The organism is Rhizobium sp. PP-F2F-G48, assembly GCF_004342335.1.
Classification (GTDB): domain Bacteria; phylum Pseudomonadota; class Alphaproteobacteria; order Rhizobiales; family Rhizobiaceae; genus Ferranicluibacter.
On record NZ_SLVH01000003.1, the window covers coordinates 532537 to 546622 of the forward strand.

The following is a 14086-nucleotide window of genomic DNA, read 5'->3' on the forward strand; positions in this document are numbered from 1 at the left end:
CCTTTAATCGACGACCGCGATGCGCGAGAACGCAACCGACCAGTTGTTGAGGGGATAGGGCGAGCCGACCAGTGCAGGAATGTTGGCCTCCGGATAGGAGCCGTCGTCGTTTGCATATTGGTAGGGATAGAAGGCCTCGGAGCCGTCACTGTCGCAGAGCGAGCCGTTGCCGTTGTGCGTCGTCTTGTCGGCATACCAGATGCGCAAGGGGCCGTTCGGCTCGCGTGACAGCGTCAGCTTGACCACGGCGTCACCGGCAATCGTGGCCGACAGGGTAATGTCGCCGGTGTCGTCGGTTGCGCGAAAGCCCTGCTGATCCTGGACAGACGCGACGAACTGCACATAGGGCGCCCGGAACTGCAGCGGCGGCTTGGGCACATGGTACTGGATGAGCACCGTCCGGCCCCTCGCGGTCACGCCGATCGGCTGCAGCGGCTTCCATCCGAGCCCCTGGTTGAGGACGCGGTGCATGACCTGACCGATCTTGCAGCCGAGCCAGCGGTAGCCGTTCGGGTCGAGGTGGCCGCCCTTGTCGGTGACCGGATAGTAAGGGCCAACCAGGATCCAGTTCCGGTCGTCTTCCGCCAGATCGATATGCGCGTTCCCGATCTGCAGGAACTTGTCGTCCCGCGTGAAGCTGGCGCCCGGCTGCACCGCAAACACCACAGGCGGCTCGGACTGCCCGGCCACGCCGGTTACCACGTCCGCCTTGATATCGGCGTAGAGCTGGCGGGTGCGTGTTTTAAAGACTTCGCCATCCGTGCTCGCGACGTAGTCCTCTTCTCCCTGGGCGTAGATGATCGCCGTCACCCCGTAAGGGTTGCTGCCGGCCGCCGCCTTGGCTTGTGTCGCGGCGCTCGGAAGGCGGGCGAAGAACTCCGGTGAAGCGCCCTTCGACAACTCCGCGATGGTCTTGCCGCCAATCCCACAGGAGGTGACGATGATCGTCCGATCGGTATCGTCCACGACGCCGCGCAGTTGGTTCCACAGGCGTTTGAACGTGTTGACCGCGGCCACGCTGAAGGTTTCGCCGGGCGTGTTGGCATCGGGCGCCATTCCCGCCACCGTGGCGTCGGTCAGAACATCGGTCGTCGACGTCACAGTCGCCACGAGGTTCTGCAGGCCGGTGGGTGCAAACGGCGCGAACGTTGTCGTGCCGCCCCCACCCTGCCCGCGCACGCTCCCGCCCAGCATCTTGACCGAGGAATAAAGCGAGGCCTTGGTCAGTCGAGGCCACCCGCCTGCACCAACGCTCAGGCTCTGGCCATACTCGATGATGTGGTTGAAGCCGGGCAGAAGGCGCCGCGCCGTATTGGTGCGATCGCCGTTGATTTGCGCACTGTAGGCGAGCGCCCGCGCGTTGCGGGATGCGATCTCCTCATCGGAATAGTCAGAGGAGGACGAAGAGCCAGATGGACCAGAAACCTGCCGGCCATCGTTGGTGATCCGGAAGCCAACAAAGCCAAAGTCGTCAATCAGCGAGAACCCTCCAATATCGCTCGGCCGCAGATGGGCGAACGGAGCCCGATAAGATCCATCATCACCTATTTCGGCAACTGTGAACCCATCTTTGTCGGCAAAAGGAACGGCGGTTCGGCTCGTCACGGTCTTTGCAATTCCCGGCTCTACCGCCGCCTGCAGCGCGGTCAGGTTGGCGTTCAATGCAGACTGGTCGCTGAGAACGGTGAACGTAAGGTTCGTCGTCCCCAGGACGATCGGCGCTGGCGTCTGGCAAACATACTGCTTGCCGCCGTTGATCGTCCCCTCGCGCACGAAGACCGCCAAGCCGACGAGCTCGGCAGCCGCGTCGGCGTCGGTGGCCCTTGTCGCAGCGCCACTCGCGTTGACAACATAGAGGCCGTTGGCTGACGGGCTGGAGCTTGCGATGAGCAGCACACGGTCGCCTGTCGCCAGGGTCGCCCCATCGACTACGGCGCCCGGGATCAGAGATGCCGGCGCAACGCTCGTGGGCGACGCTACCCGAGCTGGCGCTTTCCACTGATAGCCCGCAGCGGCAATGCTTGCGGCGTCTTGGACTTTCAAAGCGAGAGCATCATAATGCCGCTGGATGACGCCGCCGACGGAATTCCGGATCAGCGATTTGAGTGGGTGGGAGGCCGACCCATCAACATAGACGGCATCGAACGCGTCCTTGATTTCGTTTGCCATGATGTCTCCATGCAGAAACGCCCCGCCGCAGGCAGGGTGAGAGGTTCAGATTGTTGAGTTGGTCAGACGGCCGGCGGGCGGAAGCCGCGGAGGCGAAGCGGAACGGACAGAGTACCGATTGCACTGATCGGAGGAAGCACGCAGTTCACATCGACAGCGCCGTCGACGAACACGAACCCGGTTGACTGCACGAAAATGAATCCAAGCGTAAGCGCGCCAACTTTTGGCCGGTCGGCCGGGTGAATAAACACGAGATCCCCGACTTTTGCCTTAGCGGCCGGAGCTGAAAGCCGAAGGCCGGATAGCGCGAGCGACACAGGCAGAGCCTGCGTGATCGTGTAGTAATATTCCCAGACCAGAGCCCCGGCCTTCATTGAGGTGTCGATCGTGTCGGCAAGATCCTTCGCCGCCTTTGCCATTGCATCAGCCGAAGCGACATCATCGCGATAATCTTTGATCGGCATCAGGTCACCACGACGCTTGCTGTCGGGCCAGCCGGCGTTGTCGCCAAGAGACCGGAGGGGTTCTTCGCCGAGCACCAATAGCGCCACGTTCCGGGACCGGGCGTATCGGCGTACTCGATGACTTGGTTTGCTGTGACACGAATGTTTCCAGAAATGTCGGTCGCCTGCGCGAACGTCTGGCTTGCCGTCCCCCGTTTGAACACGAGGTATGCGCTGTTGTCGTTCGCCGCCCGCGCGCTGACAGTGACCGTGGCGCCGGCGAGAACTGTCTTCAGCTGCAGGGGCGTTGCCGGCTTGTCCGGATCTGCAAGCGCCGGGATGTTTTCAACGATCGCCCAGGTCGACGGCGTTCCGCCCGGCTTCACCCAGCGGATGCGAACATCATAGAGCTGGCCGTCGGCGAGCCCGATTGCTTCGGCTCGCGTCTGGCTGTCATCGACCGTAATCGCCGACCACTTCTCCTGATCTGCCGGCGATATTTGCACCTCGGCATTCAGGTCGTCGCGATCCGGATAGGGTGCCCAGGTCGCTGTTATGAGCGCAACCTTGCCCTGCCCCGAAACAACGCGCTGGCTACCGACGACAAGCACGCCCGTTGGCATATCGAGATCTTCTTCGCTGAAGGTCGGAGGGACAACGGGCGGCGTCCCTTCCTCGGAACTCGGCAACTGGTACATATCGGCTGTCCGACTGGCGATCGTCATCTTGATCGTCATCGTGTCGTCGTCTTCCTCGAAGCTCTCCACCTCGAACGCCTCGAAGTCGATGCCGAGATCCAGAACCTGCACGCGGATGAAGCGCTCATTGCGCGCCTTCAGGCCGTAGAGATCCGTGATGATGGACCCACGCCAGCGTGCAGAGGCGCGGCAGAACTTCAGCTTCGCGACACGGCGCGCGTGATGATGGTTCTGGATCTCGTAAGCCTCGATCGGGATCGCACGGACACGGCCGGTCTGGCTGATATCGTCCTCGTCGCGCCAAGGGTCGCTGGTCGCCTCGGTGTAGGCTGCAAGCGGATTGGTGTATTTGACCGTGACCTCGTTGGCTTCGCGAAGCGGGCCGCTTGAGTCCGACAACTCGTAATCGATAAGGTGACCATCCGCGATCGAGACCGTCGGCTCCACCCACCTCCCAGGCTGAATGCCGATCTTGCCATTCGGCTTCAGGATCAGTCTGCCATCTGTTGCCGTCTCCAGCCGATCAATGATGTCGACGGGCTCGGTTTCGAGCGTGTAAGACAGCTGACCATGACAGCGCCGAACCGTGCCGCCGCCGTTGGTCGGCAGGATCTCATCGCCGAGCGTCGCAGCGGCTGCAAAGTCCGCATCGTCGATGTAGGCCGCCGAGATCCCGGCGCCATCATTGCTGATCAGATAGTCCCGAAAGATCAGGTAGAGGTTCGCCGTCCAGCCATTCGTTGCCGAGCGCGGATCATAGACAACGCCGTCACGGCGCACGCTCTCATAGGCGGGGATGCGGTTCGGATAGACCGAGTTGAATTTCTCCTGCTTGACGCCCCGAGCATGGATGAAGGCAGACACGCAACCATCGCCACGATGCGCCGCCGTCCAGACTTCCGGGAAGTTCTCGATCAGTTCGCTATACGCGGTTTCGACCGGCAGGCCCCGACGATTTACAACGCGGACTTTGCCTTCATATTGCTTGTTGCGAATCCATCCATCCGGATCAGGCGTGACAGGCCGACCGTCGATATAGTGTTCCTCGAACGCATCGCACCGGCCTTCGCCGATGTAGATGACCTGAAACAGATTGCCCTGCTTCGTCCGGAACAGGACATACGAGCCGCCCGTACGAACTCGGCCATAATGCTTGCGCCGCGGTGCAACGGACTGGCGCAACGTGCCCTTTCCGTCCTGCGGCTTGACCGTGGACGGCTTGGCGCCGAACAAGGCATTCGCGGCATAGGACAGGCCGAGACCGATACCTCCAGCTACGATAGAGCCGATCGTCGTCAGCGCACCGGTTGCCGTCACCAGGCCGGGTACGCCGATCGCGGCGATGAACCCAACAATCGCTGCAGGCATCAGACGCTCCAAGCTTTCAGATGGCCGCAACGGTAGCCGGCCATTCCACGAACTGCCTTCACCATCCACCGCCCCGTTGGCGCCATGATCGCAGCAAATTGCTGGCCGTGGACTTCGATGACGCCAATGTCACCAGCAACAGGATAGGCCACGGGCTTGGCGCCGGCGCCGGCGGCTATCTGGTCGACCAAGGCAAGAATGCCGCCGCTCTTTTCGACCAGCTTCAGGCACTCGCGCTCGGTCGAGTAGACGCCGCGAAGATGAAAAGCAGGATCAACGCCGTGGCGATGCATCCACCAATTCGCGAGCATCATGGCGCAGTCATTGACGCCCCAGATCAGCGGGGATCTGGAGGCTTCCGCGAGAAATGTTTCGAGCATCAGTAATCCGGGAATGTGTAAGGGCGCTCGATGCCGGCGACATCCGAAGCGAAGAGATCGCCAGGATGTCGAAGCTGCTGGTCGCGATCGGTCATGTATGAGAACCGGGCGCGCTTTTTGCCCGCGAACGGGGTTTCTGCCGAAATGGAAACGGTGCGCGTAAAACCGGTATCGTCCGATGATCGCGCAGAGGTCAGCTTGCGCATCAGGCCGAACGATGTGGCGTAAGGAAGATCGAGCGGCTGCCACTGCTCGTCGAAAAACTGGTCATAGACGATAGCCGCTCGGTCATAGTATTCGGCCGCTTCGCTCTTGGCCTTTGCAGCGAACGTCTCATCCACGCCCGAAAGTGTGAATTTCAGTTCTGGCGCACTCCCCTTGATCGATTGGGAAACACCATTGATGCGTCCGGCACCCCCCACACCAAGCCACATTTTTCCGTCCTGAGTCCGAAGCTTGCCAAAGCCATTCCACAAGCCAATGCGGCCCGACGCGAACAGCAGTTCAAGAAGGCGTGACTTTCTCACAACCCGGCTTTGAATCTGCGCCTCGATGGTCTGGCTAAAGTCCATTCCAGCTCTCCTCAAGCTCGATCGACGGGCGAGACCAGCGCCCCATCTCCAGAGCCAAGTCTCCGCTTTCCGGGCTCGCCAAATTCATCAGCAACTTAGGATCTGCGAAATCTACATCGGAGCCTGCCGGCACGTCGAAGCGCAGCGGCGGGAGAAATGTGACGTCGACGAAGTTCCCAGTTTTCTCAGGCGTCTGCGTGATCATATGCATGGAAGGTCGTCCGCCGTCACGAACTGTGAAGTACATGCCCCTCTTGATTTCGCCGGCTCGCTCGATGCGGAAACGCGCCGATGTTCGACGAAGATCGAGATCTGCTGAAGACGAAACCAGAATGGTTGACTGGCTGTAACCGGACCCGTCAGAGAAAAGCGCGCCGTCCGAATGGGGAATACCTGTGATGATCGGCGGCAAGCCCGCGAGGGTAGGCGCTTGAAACTCGTCGAATGGACCAATCAATAGATCTTCAAGGCCACCCTGCAGAGCTCCGATAATGCCCCGCCACTCAAGGATTTTTTCAGGCGAAAGAACAGGAAACCCAGACATCGTGGCCGTCCAGAAGCCTGCATCCGTTCCGATTTTCTGACGCTTGCCCGAAAAGCTCACCGGTCCCATCGTGAGCATCGGCTTGATGCGAAACATGACCTCTGCTGGAATGAGCAGCGATGACCAGACAATCATGTCTCGCTCCGTCTCCATGTCGAGGCCTGCCGCTCCATGGCCATCGCATCATACTGCTGAAGCGCCCCGCGGATCAGACGAACCGTATTCTCCGAGGCGTCCCCCTGAATAACGATGTCGCCACCACGATAGCTGTCACCGCCGCCGCTGCGCTCCTGCCCAGGCTTGGTGATGGAGACGCGCTCGTTTGGAGATGCCTTGAATGCGACCAACTGGCTGTCGATGCCACCGGCGCCGCCGACCTCGAAGGAACCGCCGTTTGCAAAACCGAAGAGCCCTTTGAAGGCGCTCCCCAGAAGCGAGCCTATACCCACCCCCGCACTGCCAGCCGTACCACCCGTCCCGCCCGACGCGCTTCCACCACCAAAGGCGCCGAGCAGAGCCTTCAGTCCCTCGTTAAAGGCAGCTTCTCCCAATTGCGAAAGCATGTCTTTCAGCGAATCCTTCAGGCTTTTGGAACCGTCAATAAGACCGGAAAAGGCGCTTCCGAGCGTGCTGGAAAGCTCCTGCCCCGCCTTCTGCATTGCGGTCAGCTCCTGTGTGGCGCCTGACGTCGCAACCTTCAGGCCCGAGAGAGGATTGGCTTTCGTTTTCCCAATAGCACCAAGCGCCGCCGAAACTTCGTTCGCGGCGCGTCCGGCTGCGGCTTTCGCGCTCGGTGTGCCCGCCGCGATGCCGTTTGCAAGGCCCTGCGTAACGAATGTGCCAACCTCATGCATGACACGCGATGGCGAGTTGATGTCGAAGATACCGGTGATTTTGTTATAAGCCTGCGTTGCAACAGTGGATGCCGCATCGACGACGCGACTTGCGCCAGCCGCAATGCCATCGGCCAAACCCGCAATGATTTGCCCGCCGATTTCGAGCATCCGGGCGGGCAGCGCTGCGAACACCGCGATGATCTGCTCTCCGATCGCGCGCATCTGCTCCGGGATTGCCTGAAACGTCGCCAGCATCGATTGGCCAAAGCCGACAAGGCTCGAAACGAGTTCGCCAATCTTTGCCTTGATCGCGTCAAGCGCGCCGGGAAAGACGACATTGGCGATGTTCGTAAACATCACCCCGAGGTTTTCGAAGATCAGGCGCGCAGTATCGCCGGCCCCCTTCAGATCGCCCGTCAGGAACTGGCCGAGGTACTGCCCGACCAGGCCAAGCTGCGTGGCGAGGCCGACAACCGTTGTCTGGATAACAGCGATCGCGCCTTCGACGACAGCAGCCGTTGCCGGGAACGAAACTTTGATCAAGTCCCAGCTTTGATAAAGAGCAGCCGCGCCGGCAGCAAGCGCGGCGAAGGCTGCGATGCCGGCCGCAACTGGAGCACCGACAGCCGCAATCCCGGTCGCGACAAGCCCAAGGGTAACGAGAAGCGGTCCCAGCGCTGCAGCGACGGCGGCAACCACAACTCCCCAGTTGAGAAGCTGCGGATTGGTTTCCGACAGACCAGATACGAGATCCGCCAGCTTGGAGACGATGCCGGTCACGAAAGCCAGCAAACCGCTGTTGGCGATGTTGATCGCCAGTGTTTCGAGCGCCCCGCCAAGCTTCTCAAGTTCGCCGTTGAACCCCTTCATGCGCGCCGCCGCTTGCGCATCTGCCGAACCCTTGCGCTCGATGGCGATAGCCAGCTTGTCAATGCCAGCGGCGCCCTGGTCAGCCAGAGCAAGAGCGGTCCGCATGGCGTCGGAGCCGAAGATGGTGGTTACCGCATCCGTTTTCGCTTCGTCGCTGAGGCCAGACAGGCTCGTTTTCAATTCCTCCGCAACAGCAGCCATGGACTTCATGGAGCCATCGGCGTTGAAGAACTCCAGACCCAATTCCTTCATCGCATGCGCCGCCGCCTTGCTCTTCGGCGACAGCGTGGTCAGGAAGGTTTTGAAGGACGTGCCAGCGTCCGAGCCGCTGTTGAAGACAGACGATGTGCCGGCGATCGCCGCATTGAAGTCTTCGAACGTCACGCCGAGCGCGCCGGCAACGCCACCAGCCTGCGCGATCGCGTCCTTGTAGTCGCTAAATCCAAACTGCGATGCGAGCGTGACGTTCGTGATGCCATCCACGACGCGCCCAAGGTCCTTTGCCTCGATCTTGAACTGCGCCATGACGTTCGTCGCAACGTCCGCCGATGTGGACAGATCACCGCCGGTTGCCTCGGACAACTTGATTGACGCCGCGGCAGCCCCGTCGAGGATCTGCGTGGCCGTCAAACCGTTCTTCGCCAGCATCTCCATCATGTCGGCAGACTCGGATGCCGACTTCGAGGTGTTGGCACCGAGATCGAGTGCCATCTTCTGCATGGCGTCAAATTCGGATGTCGAAGCATTGGTTGCCGCCTGCACCCGGTTCATGGATGCTTCAAAATCGCCGGCAGTTTTCAACGTCAGCGCGCCCATCGCCGCAAGCGGAGCCGACACATATGTCGACATATCCCGCCCAGCCGACTTCAGGGAATTACCGACCTTGCCCAGCGCGCGCTGCGCTTTGTCGAGGCCATCCCAGAACTCAGCAGTGTCGATGCCGAGGTTGACCCTCAATGCACCAATGACAGCACTTGCCATATCCAGATCCTATTTTAGGCCGGCTTTTCCGCTTTTCGCGAACGACTGCCGAGCCACGACCGCGTCACCGCCTCAATCTCTTCGGGCGTCTGTTTCACGCGTGTTTTCTTGACGGTGAGCAGGTCTTTCAGAGGCGGCATTTTCTTCAGCCGATCGAGCTTGGCGATGTGCCATGCGAGGCTCATCCGCTCGTTTCGCTCTCTTGTCTGGCGCTCGTGTTCGCCCGCGAGGATGACGCTAATTTCGCGAAGGGTGAGCTGCCAGAACAATTCGTAGGGCTGACCGATGGCGACCCATTCGGAAACCCGCGACGGCCAGCCTAAGCTGCCGCCGCCTTCCGAGGGCGCGCGCCCTGCTCTTTCTTGGGGAATGCAGCCTGAAACGCCTTTCCGATCAGCGGGCCGGCCGCGGCGACACCGATGTCGTCGATGATGTCCTCGCATTCCTGGAGCGTGGTGCCGGCATGATGCCGCTTCAGGGACGCCCAGAAGATCGTCCGCAAAAGGGAAAGCTTCACGGACTTGCCGGACAGTTCCTGGCTGATTTCGGAGATGCCCTTGCCCAGGGCATCCTCCATCTCACACATGGCACCTGTTCCGATCTTCATCGTCCAGGACTTGCCCATCGCCTCGAACGAGACCTCGCCGCGCTCCTGGTTTGCCATCAGGCCGCCTCATCCCACGTTTCGGTTCCCGAGACCGAGACGGATACGGTAGCGGTCATTCGATCATCGACAGGAATGTCCTTCTCGTAGCCGGTGATCTGAGCCTCGTACGTGACGCGCGCTTTGTTGGGGAACGTGATGCGATGGCGAACGGTCTCGCCGGTTTCAAACACGCGGCGAATGAGCTCGTCGGTCGGGCTGCCCGGAACCCAGTTGATCTCGAACGATGCTTCGCCACTGTCGATCAGGCCTGCGATGTATTCGCGACGCCGGCCCGGGCTTTTCATGTGCGTGGCTTCCACCCGGTCGGCAGTTGCCGAGCCAGGCGCGACCATCGTCACTTCGCCAACGGCGACGAAGGCAGGTACGGTCAGGGTGCTGTCCCAGATTTCATAGCCGGTATCATAACCCAGCATGGCTTCGGTCATTGCGGTTCTCCATAGTGAACTGTGATGTCGAGGGATGTGCGGAACTTCGTCGTTACCGTGCCTGCGTCCGCTGCGGGCAAGTCTCGGTGATCTTCGAGAAAGATTGCCTTGAAGGCGCCATCCTTGTAGCCGCTGAGGCGCGCCTCGATGATCCTGGCGATAGCCTTCGCCTGAGCAAAGCTATCGGCATAGGCATCGATCTGAATGCGGCTCCGGACCAAACCCGAATGACCTTTCATCGTGTAGGCTCGGCTCTTGTCGATAACCTGCACAACAACGAACGGAGCAATGTCCGTTTGACTGGCGCGACCCGGCCGGACTTTCGTGCCGACCAACTCGACCAGCTCGGCATGGGCCAGGAGCAGAGCGATCAGCGCTTCCTCCACTATCGCCCCCTTTTGGCTTTACGGGCCAACCGCTGGGCAGCGCGCTCGATCTCACCCCAAAGAGCATTCGAGATCCGATCAAGCGTGGCATCTTTCTTTCCGTCCCACGCAGGCCGCAACCACGGTTCGGCCGCCTGATGCTCGTTGCCGAATTCGTCCTGCATGCCTGCCGGGTCGCTTGTGCCGACAAAGACTTCGGAGAAAGCGCGGGCGTCCTTCGATTGACTCTTGTGCAATGAGGCCTGCCTGCGGGTGAGCTTCGTGCCGACATCCGTCGTTTCGACGAGATTGAGCGTAAGCCGCGGCGCGTTTGCACGAGCCGCCTGGGCAACCGGCTCACCGGCCTCCATAAGCACTTTTCGCAAAACGGCCCTGCCTGTCGCCTTCGGCAGCTGGCCGAGTGCCTGGTCAAGCTCTTTCAGACCTGTGATTTTGACCGTGACCCTAGCCATTGTCAGCATCTCGCGAGGCTGTGATCTCGATGAAGCGATGACGGCCTTCGTCGAGCTCCTTCACACCATTGATCTGCCAGATCACACCATCGTGCAGAACACGATCAACGGGCGTAATGGATCGCGTAAGGGAGGATGAACGCACCGTGAAACGGCTGACCCTGAACGAACCGACCTGACCCGCAGCCATCATCTCTATTTTCTGGCTGTCTGAGGCATCGCGTCGACGAGCCCAGAGATCTGAAATTTTACTCCAAGTAAGCTCTTCTTCATTGAACTCATTCCTAATGAATGTCGCTCTTTGAATTGTAATCCGCCGATCCAGGAGGGCCGTATTTAAAGCCATCAGAAGACCCTCAGCGGGTTTAGGAGAGCATCGATCACCCGCCTTAGCCTGTCTCCGAAATCACCATCGTCGAAGTGCATTTTGCAGTGAAACAAGATCGCAGCGCGAACCTGCTCCAGTCGAGGATCACCTGACTCCATACCGGCAGATATGGTGATCCTCGCGGCTGATGCTTCTGGCCACTTTTGTCCCCCCGAAAGGCGAACGACGTCGCCATCACATTCATAAACGGCGCGATCAACCAAACTCCACCCAGCACTAGTTCGCGTTTCAATCGAAGTTAGATCGAGTACCTCAGCAAACGGGAGCTTGAAACATGCAGGAAAATACCAATGCAAGTGCTCATATTGTATGCTCTGCCGACCAAAGCAGCGGCCAACCCATCCATTCGGTCCGTCAAATTCAGTCTGCGCTGCAATGAGTAGCGAGGTGATAAGCGCGTCGAAATCGCCGCTTTCGTCGACACGCAGAAAAACTTTCGCCTCTTCGAGAGTCACCAGCGGTTCTGGCCCGGACAAAACAAAAAGCGACATTACAAACTCCTATAGAGGCGGACGGGGCGCTTGCGCCCCGTCCAGATGGTCAGTCCGTGGATTTGCTTGGCTTTTTTATTGCCTTGGCGGTTTCGACAGATGCATTCATCTCGTCGATTTCCACCTGAGATGAGACCCGGCGATCGTCGACCGTCTTGTTGATTGCGGCAATCTGCGCATCGGCTTCGGCGCGCGCCTTGGTGATGGCTGCCTGCAGATCGGTGTTGACGGCATCAAGTTCGCTCGCGACTTCCGTCCGGCGTGTCGCAAGGCGGTCATCGATCGCCGACAGTTCGAGATCCGCAGCCTGGCGAGCCTCTGCAACGCGCGCCTGTTCGGCATTCACGTCGGCATTGACGGCCTCCCGCTGAAGAGCCGCGCCGTTGTCGACGGGCACACGGGAATTGCCAATTTCGTCAGCCTCGACGACACCAGCCGCAACGAGACGGGAAAGCGTATGGCTGTCGACGGTAACGATCTGGCCAGCACGCACGGGTTTGCCGGCGAGCTGGAATTCGGACTTGGCTGTCCGTTCAATCAGATTGGTCATGATAAACTCCGATGGTTTCAGCGAGAGGCGTCACCCCGAGGGGCTTGGCCCATCAGGGATTGAAGCGATTGCCGCCGAGGAGCAGCATGGCAGAGCCGTACACCGCCGACGCGTTGTCGCTGACGAGTGTAACTGACACGAACGAGTAGTTCGGATCGAGCTGCTCGGATTTTGCGTCCACCGTGAGGTCGAGCGCTGCACCGCCTGCCGGGGCAACCTTGTCGACAGGGCTGCCGAGGTTTTTCGCCCCGTTTCCAGCAGCGTCCTGCGCCTGGCGGAACTGGACGGTAATTTTCTTCGTCGCAGCGACGGTGGCGACGGTGATTGCAGCAAGGATGCGCTGCGCTCCGGACACGTCGACGAACGTGCCGGTGCGAAGCGTGGTGATGTCCTGCGGAACGATGCTGGCGCGCGCGCGCAGGCCCTGCGAAAGAGCACGGCTCATGTTGGATTTCCTTCAAGGTTGGGATCGATGACTTCAGGACGCAGCCGATTGCTCGGCTGCGAATTGAGAGGATCAGACGCTCGGGACGTCGAGGGCGACGAAAGGCGACGTCAGGTAGCCATTTTCGAGCTGGAACGGCGCTGTCAGCCAAGGCGAACCGTCAACGTTCCAGAAGATCTTGATCATCGTCTTGTTCTGCTGGAACAGCACATGCTCCGATGCTGCGACAAACGGGCCGGAGCCATCCTTGATCAGGTACTGCGACAGGTCGCCATACCAGATATCTCCGAGCGAACCGAGAAGCGGGTTGCGATCGGAAAGGATCGCCGGACGTCCCATCAGCGTCGACGGCTCGCCTTCGCGCATGGACGGCACCCAGATCGGATTGCCGCCGAGATCCTTCAGCTTGAGCAGAAAGACAAGGGCGCTGCGCGAGTAGACGAAGACGCCGTTGCCATAGCCACGGCCGACCATATTCGCCACGTCATCATAGGAAATCTGGTTGGCGACGGCCCGGTTGACCTTGAGCGTGGCGCCGGCCTTGAGAATGCCGAGCGGCTTGCCCACGCCGTTGCCCTGCAGGTACGCGTAGTCTTCCGACTGAGCCACCGCGCCGCGCAGCTGCGCCTCCAAGAGCGAGTTTGCGGCCGGCCAGTTGCGCAGCAGCTTGTCGGTCACGACCATCGTGCCGGCGATCTCGTGCGGTGTCAGCGTGATCTCACGAAGCCTGAGATCCGTGTTCGGCTTGGTGTCGCCTTCACCGATCCACTTCACCTCGACGCCGCCGAACATATTGGCGGGAGCCGCTCCCGATTGGTCGAGGGCCGGCATCGTCACAGCCGCGTCGGGCGGACTGCCGGCCTCGATCACGGTTGCTCGCGGACGAATAATCGACTGCTGAGGCGTCAGGGTCAGCAGCGTCGAGCGCAGCTGTGTCGGGACCATGAACCCGCCCGAAGCGCCGTCATCCATGCGCATTTCCGAACGAACCTCGCCGTTATCCGAGGCGCCGGCATTCTCGACGTAGTTCAAACGCTGGTCGTTCGGACGGAAGCGAACCGCATGGAGAAATTCGCCCATGCTTTCGAACTCGCGGGAAGCTTCAGCGCCGCCGGCGCGCTGGATGCCCTGACCGCGTGCTGCGGCAGGAACGACGGCATCGAGAGCGGCGGTTGTCGCGTCGAGGTTTTCGAGGCGGGCAATCCGCTGGTCGAGACCCGCCTTTTCTGCCTCAAGGGCATCATAGGAGGTCATTTCCTCCGCCGAGAAATCACGATCTTCGGTCTCGGCGGCGGTGACCATGCCGCGCATATCCGCGACAAGCTTGGCGCGCTTTTCACGCAACTGCTTCAGCATGTGGTTTTCTCCTGTTCAGCTGAATGCCCCGGTCAGGCAGAAGCGCGTCCGCGCCGGGGTGACGC

At 60.5% G+C, this 14086-nt stretch carries 17 protein-coding genes; all 17 read right to left on the bottom strand.

The features are described from left to right. Nucleotides 1-3 precede the first annotated feature (3 nt). The 17 genes from C8J36_RS10410 to C8J36_RS10490 all read right to left on the bottom strand — a co-directional run bounded on the left by C8J36_RS10410 (nucleotide 4) and on the right by C8J36_RS10490 (nucleotide 14021). Entirely contained in the window at nucleotides 4-2169 is a 2166-nt protein-coding gene (locus tag C8J36_RS10410; protein ID WP_132534587.1) for a sialate O-acetylesterase, read from the bottom strand. Nucleotides 2170-2231: 62 nt separating this feature from the next. Then, the gene (locus C8J36_RS10415; RefSeq protein WP_132534589.1) at nucleotides 2232-2633 is read right to left on the bottom strand and encodes a hypothetical protein; all 402 of its coding nucleotides are present in this window, start codon (nucleotides 2631-2633) and stop codon (nucleotides 2232-2234) included. Beyond that, nucleotides 2633-4678 (bottom strand): hypothetical protein, encoded by a 2046-nt coding sequence (locus C8J36_RS10420; RefSeq protein WP_132534591.1) that lies wholly within the window; start codon nucleotides 4676-4678, stop codon nucleotides 2633-2635. Before C8J36_RS10420 ends, C8J36_RS10415 begins: the two co-directional genes overlap by 1 nt. Beyond that, nucleotides 4678-5058 (bottom strand): hypothetical protein, encoded by a 381-nt coding sequence (locus tag C8J36_RS10425; protein ID WP_132534593.1) that lies wholly within the window; start codon nucleotides 5056-5058, stop codon nucleotides 4678-4680. The genes C8J36_RS10420 and C8J36_RS10425 overlap by 1 nt, the downstream gene beginning before the upstream one ends. Beyond that, nucleotides 5058-5630: a hypothetical protein gene (locus tag C8J36_RS10430; RefSeq protein WP_132534595.1), complete on the bottom strand. Its 573-nt coding sequence runs from the start codon at nucleotides 5628-5630 to the stop codon at nucleotides 5058-5060. The genes C8J36_RS10425 and C8J36_RS10430 overlap by 1 nt, the downstream gene beginning before the upstream one ends. Then, nucleotides 5620-6309, bottom strand: a complete 690-nt coding sequence (locus tag C8J36_RS10435; protein ID WP_132534597.1) for a hypothetical protein — start codon at nucleotides 6307-6309, stop codon at nucleotides 5620-5622. Before C8J36_RS10435 ends, C8J36_RS10430 begins: the two co-directional genes overlap by 11 nt. Then, nucleotides 6306-8861 (bottom strand): phage tail tape measure protein, encoded by a 2556-nt coding sequence (locus C8J36_RS10440; RefSeq protein WP_132534599.1) that lies wholly within the window; start codon nucleotides 8859-8861, stop codon nucleotides 6306-6308. Before C8J36_RS10440 ends, C8J36_RS10435 begins: the two co-directional genes overlap by 4 nt. A 14-nt stretch (nucleotides 8862-8875) precedes the next feature. After that, the gene (locus C8J36_RS10445; protein ID WP_245506520.1) at nucleotides 8876-9046 is read right to left on the bottom strand and encodes a hypothetical protein; all 171 of its coding nucleotides are present in this window, start codon (nucleotides 9044-9046) and stop codon (nucleotides 8876-8878) included. A gap of 134 nt (nucleotides 9047-9180) precedes the next feature. After that, nucleotides 9181-9525, bottom strand: a complete 345-nt coding sequence (locus tag C8J36_RS10450) for a hypothetical protein (RefSeq protein WP_132534603.1) — start codon at nucleotides 9523-9525, stop codon at nucleotides 9181-9183. Further along, entirely contained in the window at nucleotides 9525-9953 is a 429-nt protein-coding gene (locus tag C8J36_RS10455) for a phage tail tube protein (RefSeq protein ID WP_132534605.1), read from the bottom strand. The genes C8J36_RS10450 and C8J36_RS10455 overlap by 1 nt, the downstream gene beginning before the upstream one ends. Next, the gene (locus C8J36_RS10460) at nucleotides 9950-10339 is read right to left on the bottom strand and encodes a DUF3168 domain-containing protein (protein WP_165915020.1); all 390 of its coding nucleotides are present in this window, start codon (nucleotides 10337-10339) and stop codon (nucleotides 9950-9952) included. Before C8J36_RS10460 ends, C8J36_RS10455 begins: the two co-directional genes overlap by 4 nt. Next, nucleotides 10339-10791: an HK97 gp10 family phage protein gene (locus tag C8J36_RS10465; protein WP_132534609.1), complete on the bottom strand. Its 453-nt coding sequence runs from the start codon at nucleotides 10789-10791 to the stop codon at nucleotides 10339-10341. Before C8J36_RS10465 ends, C8J36_RS10460 begins: the two co-directional genes overlap by 1 nt. Beyond that, nucleotides 10784-11137: a head-tail adaptor protein gene (locus C8J36_RS10470; RefSeq protein ID WP_132534611.1), complete on the bottom strand. Its 354-nt coding sequence runs from the start codon at nucleotides 11135-11137 to the stop codon at nucleotides 10784-10786. The genes C8J36_RS10465 and C8J36_RS10470 overlap by 8 nt, the downstream gene beginning before the upstream one ends. After that, complete coding sequence (locus C8J36_RS10475; RefSeq protein WP_132534613.1) at nucleotides 11137-11670, bottom strand: head-tail connector protein; 534 nt, start codon at nucleotides 11668-11670, stop codon at nucleotides 11137-11139. The genes C8J36_RS10470 and C8J36_RS10475 overlap by 1 nt, the downstream gene beginning before the upstream one ends. A 49-nt stretch (nucleotides 11671-11719) precedes the next feature. Next, nucleotides 11720-12220: a hypothetical protein gene (locus tag C8J36_RS10480; RefSeq protein ID WP_132534615.1), complete on the bottom strand. Its 501-nt coding sequence runs from the start codon at nucleotides 12218-12220 to the stop codon at nucleotides 11720-11722. Between the two features lie 52 nt (nucleotides 12221-12272). After that, a complete protein-coding gene (locus C8J36_RS10485) occupies nucleotides 12273-12665 on the bottom strand; it encodes a hypothetical protein (RefSeq protein WP_132534617.1) in 393 nt (130 codons plus the stop codon). Between the two features lie 72 nt (nucleotides 12666-12737). Further along, nucleotides 12738-14021 carry a phage major capsid protein gene (locus C8J36_RS10490; RefSeq protein ID WP_132534619.1) on the bottom strand — a complete coding sequence of 428 codons (1284 nt, stop codon included), beginning with the start codon at nucleotides 14019-14021 and terminating at the stop codon, nucleotides 12738-12740. Between the last annotated feature and the right edge of the window lie 65 nt (nucleotides 14022-14086).

Excerpts from the sequence above, each read along its gene's own strand:
- C8J36_RS10435 (WP_132534597.1), bottom strand. The coding sequence starts at position 6,309 with ATGATTGTCTGGTCATCGCTGCTCATTCCAGCAGAGGTCATGTTTCGC.
- C8J36_RS10410 (WP_132534587.1), bottom strand. The coding sequence starts at position 2,169 with ATGGCAAACGAAATCAAGGACGCGTTCGATGCCGTCTATGTTGATGGG.
- C8J36_RS10425 (WP_132534593.1), bottom strand. The coding sequence starts at position 5,058 with ATGCTCGAAACATTTCTCGCGGAAGCCTCCAGATCCCCGCTGATCTGG.
- C8J36_RS10420 (WP_132534591.1), bottom strand. The coding sequence starts at position 4,678 with ATGCCTGCAGCGATTGTTGGGTTCATCGCCGCGATCGGCGTACCCGGC.
- C8J36_RS10480 (WP_132534615.1), bottom strand. The coding sequence starts at position 12,220 with ATGACCAATCTGATTGAACGGACAGCCAAGTCCGAATTCCAGCTCGCC.
- C8J36_RS10465 (WP_132534609.1), bottom strand. The coding sequence starts at position 10,791 with ATGGCTAGGGTCACGGTCAAAATCACAGGTCTGAAAGAGCTTGACCAG.
- C8J36_RS10430 (WP_132534595.1), bottom strand. The coding sequence starts at position 5,630 with ATGGACTTTAGCCAGACCATCGAGGCGCAGATTCAAAGCCGGGTTGTG.
- C8J36_RS10450 (WP_132534603.1), bottom strand. The coding sequence starts at position 9,525 with ATGGCAAACCAGGAGCGCGGCGAGGTCTCGTTCGAGGCGATGGGCAAG.
- C8J36_RS10415 (WP_132534589.1), bottom strand. The coding sequence starts at position 2,633 with ATGCCGATCAAAGATTATCGCGATGATGTCGCTTCGGCTGATGCAATG.
- C8J36_RS10485 (WP_132534617.1), bottom strand. The coding sequence starts at position 12,665 with ATGAGCCGTGCTCTTTCGCAGGGCCTGCGCGCGCGCGCCAGCATCGTT.
- C8J36_RS10470 (WP_132534611.1), bottom strand. The coding sequence starts at position 11,137 with ATGGCTTTAAATACGGCCCTCCTGGATCGGCGGATTACAATTCAAAGA.
- C8J36_RS10440 (WP_132534599.1), bottom strand. The coding sequence starts at position 8,861 with ATGGCAAGTGCTGTCATTGGTGCATTGAGGGTCAACCTCGGCATCGAC.
- C8J36_RS10455 (WP_132534605.1), bottom strand. The coding sequence starts at position 9,953 with ATGACCGAAGCCATGCTGGGTTATGATACCGGCTATGAAATCTGGGAC.
- C8J36_RS10445 (WP_245506520.1), bottom strand. The coding sequence starts at position 9,046 with ATGAGCCTCGCATGGCACATCGCCAAGCTCGATCGGCTGAAGAAAATG.
- C8J36_RS10490 (WP_132534619.1), bottom strand. The coding sequence starts at position 14,021 with ATGCTGAAGCAGTTGCGTGAAAAGCGCGCCAAGCTTGTCGCGGATATG.
- C8J36_RS10475 (WP_132534613.1), bottom strand. The coding sequence starts at position 11,670 with ATGTCGCTTTTTGTTTTGTCCGGGCCAGAACCGCTGGTGACTCTCGAA.